At 65.2% G+C, this 2,210-nt stretch carries 3 protein-coding genes; all 3 read right to left on the bottom strand.

What is annotated here, in order from left to right:
• The coding region (locus tag WCB02_RS15490) for an IS66 family transposase (protein ID WP_423959222.1) at positions 1–1,287 on the bottom strand (1,287 nt) is incomplete at its 3' end.
• Between the two features lie 198 nt (positions 1,288–1,485).
• Positions 1,486–1,839, bottom strand: coding sequence for an IS66 family insertion sequence element accessory protein TnpB (gene tnpB, locus WCB02_RS15495; protein ID WP_423959223.1), 354 nt, complete (start codon positions 1,837–1,839; stop codon positions 1,486–1,488).
• The coding region (gene tnpA, locus WCB02_RS15500) for an IS66 family insertion sequence element accessory protein TnpA (protein WP_423959225.1) at positions 1,833–2,210 on the bottom strand (378 nt) is incomplete at its 5' end. The genes tnpB and tnpA, both read right to left, overlap by 7 nt.

Raw genomic sequence — 2,210 nt, forward strand, 5'->3', positions numbered from 1 at the left:
CACGGCCGCCGGCGCGCCGGGATCGAGCAACTCGCGCATCCGCTCCCAGACCGGCCGCGCTTCCGCGGCGCGCAATGCCTCGCGATCGGCGCACGACAGCGTCTTGCCGCGGTCCTCGATGTCGTACAACTGTTGATAGATCGCCAGGAAGCGCGCGGCCAGCAGGGGATGGTTCGCCCGCGCCTCGAAGAGCTTCCGCCGCGCGTGCGCGTTGCAGGCCGCGCGCACGATCCGCGCGTCGCTGCGAAGCGATATCTGCCGATAGCCCGAATAACAGTCGGCGATGATCGTGCCCATGAAGTTTCCCGCCACGAGGAACTCGTCGGGGCCGTCGCGATGGCGGCTGACGGTGAAGTCGAAGACGTTGATCGGCACGGTCAGGCTGCGATAGGCCCACATGCGGCCCGAGACGCTGGGCTGATCCTTGGCCCGCGCTTCGCTGAAGACTTCGTGGATGCGCTTGCTCTTGGCGTCGCCCTCGATAACGGCGGGAATCTCCGCCGGCAGGATCAACGTCGTCCGCGTCTCATCCGTGCCCAAGGCGCCGCTGGCGAGCACCTCGTCCCGCAGATAGAGCACGAAGCCGCGGAGCACCGCGTGTGTCGCCACGAGGATGTTCAAGAGCGTGCTTCGCGAAGGCGTCCAACCGCTGCCGGCGAAGTAATCTTGTTGGCGATAGATGGGCAGGTGGTAGCCGTACTTGGCCGTGACGATCTCGGCGGCCACGCTCGTATCGTAGCGATTGCCCTCGACCAGCCCTTGCGGCCGCGGGGCTTCCTTCACGCCGCACTGCGGCGCGCCCTCGCAGGCGAACTTGGGAATCTTCGTGACGCGGACCTTGAGCTTGGGCCGCTCGAAGACCAGCGTCTCCTGCTCGTCGTAGCCGATCAGTTTCCGTTCGCCGTGCTCCGCGCAGTGCTGGACTTCTGCGGGAACCGGCAGGACGACTTCTTCGCGGGGCAGATGCGCCGGCAGCGATTCGTCGCGGGGCTTGCGCGGCTTGTGCTTTCGGCGTTTGTGCTCGGCGATGACGACTTGAGCTTCCTCGACCGCCTCCGCCAAGCCCGCCGCCGCGTCGCCCGCCTCCGGCGTGCCGCCCAGGTCGAGCTTCAATTGGTTGGGGTCTTCATGATACCGCTCGCTGCGGTTGCGGTAAGCCCGCTGCAAGAGCTCGTTGATCGTGAGCTTCTGCTCCTCGACCAGTTGCTCAAGCTTCGTGTTCGCATCCCGCAACTCGACGACCGCCTTGGCCTGCTCGACGAGCGCATAACTCTGCTCGACGATCATCGCCTGGCAGGCGGCAAGGTCGTCGGGAATCAGTTGCGTATCGTTCATAACTCTTATCATAGCGGCCGTCGGGAAATCGACAAGCGGACTTCGCAAGGAATTCTTCAAGAAACGAAAAAAGGCCTTTCCCGAAGCGCGGTTCGCGAAGAGCCCTTGATGAAAGCGTCGAAGTGACGCCTGCTCGCAGCGGAGTTGCTCTCAACCTGCCTTGGCGTAACGCTTGCGACGCTTCACCGAAGCGATCGTCACGCCGCTGAGGAGCATCGCCAGTTCCGCGGCATCGAGTTCCACGGCCGCCGACTCGCCCTCGGGCCGCAACGTCTCGAACGTGCCCGACTCCAGACGCTTGTAAAACAGGGCCAGGCCGTCCTGGTCCCACCACAAGGCCTTGAGCCGGTCGCCGCGGCGGTTGACGAAGAGGAACAGGCTGCCGTCCAGCGGATCGGCCGAAAGCACGCCGCGGACCAGGCCGCAGAGGCCGTCGAAACTCTTCCGCATGTCGGTGGGCCGGGCATGCAGGAAGATGCGGATGTTGGGGGCGAAGCTCAGCATGACACGACGCCTCCGCGTTGCTCGGCATCGACGCGAACTATCACCTCAATCGCCGTCCGCAGAGTCTCCGCGTCCGACATGGGAACGACCAGTTGCGTGCCGCCGGGCAGTTGCACGCTCATGCCCGCCGCAGGCATGATGCGCACCGGCCGGAAGCCGGCGGGCGGCCTGGCCGTGGCCTGCCGTGCGCTCGCCGCGAGCGACAAACGTTTTCGCCAGAGATAGAACGAGGGCGGCGAGACGCCCTCCTGCTGGCAGAACGCCACCACCGATTGCCGGGAATCTTGAAACCGAGAAAGACGCTGCTGCCACTCCTGGGCTTTGCGGCCGGAGATTGAACGAGCCATAGGGCCTCCGCTGGATAAGGGATC

It is taken from the genome of Bradyrhizobium sp., assembly GCF_049581145.1.
Classification (GTDB): domain Bacteria; phylum Pseudomonadota; class Alphaproteobacteria; order Rhizobiales; family Xanthobacteraceae; genus Bradyrhizobium.

Coding starts and splice junctions, on each gene's coding strand:
- tnpB (WP_423959223.1), bottom strand. CDS start 1,839: ATGCTGAGCTTCGCCCCCAACATCCGCATCTTCCTGCATGCCCGGCCC.